Here is a 2,913-nt window from a genome sequence, read left to right on the forward strand (position 1 = left end):
CTCTTTATGGTGGAAGATATGCATGTCTCCTCTACCTATATGGGCGTTGGATATACCTTGGCATCGATTGCTAACGGGCTTTTGTTGTTGCGGGCAGGCCGCCTCTCTGATGAGAAGGGCCGCCGCTTTGTGGCGATGGTGGGCTCATCGGCTCTCTTTATCTCGACCGCTCTTCTTCTCTTCACTGTCCAACCTTGGATCTTCTTCCCAGCGATGCTTTTCTCAGGAATTGCAGGTGCTTATCTCTCCACCGTCCCGGGCAGCCTCGTCGGAGATGTTCTCAAAGGTAAGGGCGGCCAAGTTATCGCTGTCATGCAAATGTCGGGAGATTTTGCAGCCATGATTGCGCCGATTGTCTTAGGTGCCATCTCAGATGCTGGTGGATTTCGGCCGGCTTTCATGCTCGCGACTATATTGATGGCAGCAATAGTGCTTGTCACTACAAGAATTCCTGAGACGCGCAACCGAGTCCATCTTGCTGAATAAAGGTTTTATAACCCTTTCAGTGCGCTGACAACCTTTGTCAGCGATGCCTTTGCATCACCAAAGAGAAGTGTGGTCTTAGGATCATAGAGAAGTTCATTCTCGATTCCTGCAAATCCTGGGCGCATTGAACGCTTGAGGAAGATGATGTTTGAAGAATCCGAAACTTTCAGGATTGGCATTCCGTAGATTGGGCAACCAGGTGTGTTCTCTGCAGCAGGGTTCACGACATCGTTTGCACCGATAACGATTGCAACATCGGTCTGTCCGAAAGTGGGATTCACTTCATCCATCTCAGCAAGTTGTTCGTAAGGAATGTTTGCCTCAGCAAGAAGTACGTTCATATGTCCAGGCATACGACCTGCAACTGGGTGGATTCCGTAAGCAACATCAATTCCCTTTGAGATCAAGAGATCTGCCATCTCGCGGACGGTGTGCTGCGCTTGAGCAACGGCTAATCCAAATCCAGGGACGATAACTACGCGACGCGCGTAGTTAAGCAAGATTGCGACATCTTCTGCCGATCCAGATTTCACCGGACGCTCTTCACCAGCCGCTGCGACATCTTGAGGCTTTGCAGTAAATGCCCCGAAGAGAGTTCCAAACAATGAACGTCCCATCGCTTCGGCCATCAAGCGAGTCAGGATTGTTCCTGATGCACCGACAAGTGTTCCGGCGATGATGAGAAGCGTTGAATCAAGAACATAACCACTTGCGGCCACTGTGAGACCAGTGAAAGCGTTCAGCAAAGAGATGACGATTGGGACATCCGCGCCGCCCACAGGAAGCACGAAGAGAACACCAAAAAGCAGCGATAAAGCAGCCAAAATCAGTAGTGGATTAGTGCCAAGTGCTTGAACAACCCAGATAGAGACTCCGAGAACTGCAATCAGGTTTGCCGCAATGACAAAACGCCCGCCAGGGAAGACAACAGGGCGTGTAGTCATCAACTCTTGAAGCTTCAAGAATGTAATGATGGATCCGCTGAAAGAGACGCAACCAACGACAACGGTAAAGACTGTGAAGATTACTTCTGCTGTCGTTGCCTTATCTCCTAAGTGAAGGTATTCAACGATTGCCACTAGCGCCGCAGCACCGCCGCCAACGCCATTAAAGAGTGCAACGAGCTGAGGCATATTGGTCATCTGGACCTTACGAGCTGCTGGGACACCAATAGCTAATCCAAATCCAAGTGCACCAAGAATCCACCAGAGATTCTTAATCTCACCGAGATTGAAGAAGACCATCACAATTGCTACTGTGGCACCAGCTGCGCCAAGGAGATTACCCCGACGTGCTGTCTTGGGATGTGACAATCCCTTAAGGGCCAGAATGAAGAGAACACCTGCCCCGAGTCCGATTAAGTCATAGATAAAGGTGCTCACTTTTGTTCACCACCTTTCTTAGGCTTGAACATTTCGAGCATTCGGTCCGTAACGACAAATCCACCAACAACGTTGATGGTTGCAAGAATAATCGCAGCAACAGCTAAGCCAAGTTCAAGGCTATTGCTTGCACCATCGGCGACGATGATGGCACCGACCAAGATAACTCCGTGAATTGCGTTGGCGCCTGACATCAGCGGGGTGTGAAGTGTGGACGAAACTTTCGAAACAACTTCAAAACCGACAAAGACTGCAAGGACAAAAATTGAGATAACTGCAATTGGTTCCATTTACTGTGCCGCCTTTGCTTCAGGTGTACGACGGGCGCCAGCATGTGTTACCGCTGCGCCATTGATAATTTCATCCTCGAAGTTGAGTTTGATTGCCTTGCTTTCAGCATCTGTCATCAAAGTCAGTAAATTCACTACATTTCGAGCGTACAAACTGGAGGCATGGAAGGCGAGCTGGCTTGGAACATCCTTACCGCCCCAGATGCGGACTCCTCCAGCTGTCTCAACGATCTCACCTGGCTTAGAACCTTCAACGTTTCCACCGGTCTCAGCAGCCAAATCAACAATGATTGTGCCTGGCTCCATTGCATCGACCATCTCTTTGGTCATCAATCGGGGCGCTGCACGACCTGGAACAGCTGCAGTTGTAATGACCACATGAGATTTCGCAATATACGGAGTCAACATTTCTCGCTGCTTCGCAGCACGGTCTTCTGTCATCTCTCGCGCATAGCCACCAGCGCCTTCAAGTGCTTCGAGTTCTAGCTGAATAAACGTTGCACCCATAGACCGCACTTCATCGGCAGATGCAGGTCGCACATCATACGCTGACACAACTGCACCTAAGCGTCGAGCCGTTGCAATTGCTTGCAATCCCGCAACACCCGCACCCAAGACCAACACTTGTGCCGGTGTCACAGTTCCTGCAGCTGTCATCAGCAAAGGAAAGAAACGTGGAGAAAGTTCTGCACCGACAAGGGCCGCACGATAACCAGCACAGAGGGCTTGCGAAGAAAGTGCATCCATTGATTGAG

At 50.2% G+C, this 2,913-nt stretch carries 4 protein-coding genes; 1 reads left to right on the forward strand and 3 read right to left on the reverse strand.

The features are described 5' to 3' along the window. Positions 1 to 486 (forward strand): MFS transporter (locus ACKOVI_RS04230; protein ID WP_509602799.1); only part of this gene is annotated, 486 nt, incomplete at its 5' end. Between the two features lie 5 nt (positions 487 to 491). On the opposite strand, the gene ACKOVI_RS04235 is transcribed toward ACKOVI_RS04230, so the two are convergent. The 3 genes from ACKOVI_RS04235 to ACKOVI_RS04245 form a co-directional block, all read right to left on the reverse strand. Further along, positions 492 to 1,868 (reverse strand): NAD(P)(+) transhydrogenase (Re/Si-specific) subunit beta, encoded by a 1,377-nt coding sequence (locus ACKOVI_RS04235; protein WP_509602800.1) that lies wholly within the window; start codon positions 1,866 to 1,868, stop codon positions 492 to 494. Beyond that, complete coding sequence (locus ACKOVI_RS04240) at positions 1,865 to 2,158, reverse strand: NAD(P) transhydrogenase subunit alpha part 2 (protein WP_509602801.1); 294 nt, start codon at positions 2,156 to 2,158, stop codon at positions 1,865 to 1,867. The genes ACKOVI_RS04235 and ACKOVI_RS04240 overlap by 4 nt, the downstream gene beginning before the upstream one ends. Further along, positions 2,159 to 2,913, reverse strand: a 755-nt coding sequence (locus tag ACKOVI_RS04245) for a Rossmann-fold NAD(P)-binding domain-containing protein (RefSeq protein ID WP_509602802.1), incomplete at its 5' end; no start/stop codon positions are given.

The organism is Candidatus Planktophila sp., from assembly GCF_046070465.1.
Classification (GTDB): Bacteria; Actinomycetota; Actinomycetes; order Nanopelagicales; family Nanopelagicaceae; genus Planktophila.

Coding starts and splice junctions, on each gene's coding strand:
- ACKOVI_RS04240 (WP_509602801.1), bottom strand. CDS start 2,158: ATGGAACCAATTGCAGTTATCTCAATTTTTGTCCTTGCAGTCTTTGTC.